Annotated in this window: 1 protein-coding gene; it reads left to right on the forward strand. The window is 58.0% G+C overall.

The window, feature by feature from the left end; translation table 11 throughout:
- On the forward strand, nt 1-281 hold a 281-nt coding region (locus tag ACUHMQ_RS21270), incomplete at both ends, for an IS3 family transposase (RefSeq protein ID WP_445297423.1).

Genomic DNA, 281 nt, shown 5'->3' on the forward strand with positions numbered 1-281 from the left:
CAAGGTCTTGCAGGTTGCCCCTTCTGGCTACTGGCGCCACGCGGCACGTAGTCGGAATCCATTCCTACGCAGTGCACGGTCACAGCGGGATGAAGTGCTGCTGGCCCACATCGAAAGGGTGTGGAATGCCAACCTTCAGGTGTATGGCGCAGCTAAGGTCTGGCAACAACTTCAGCGTGAGGCGGTTTCGGTAGCCAGATGTACCGTTGAACGACTCATGAGGCGTCATGGGCTGCGTGGCGTCATTCGAGGGAAAGTCCTACGAACGACTGTGTCCGATG

The organism is Chitinimonas violaceus (assembly GCF_052601015.1).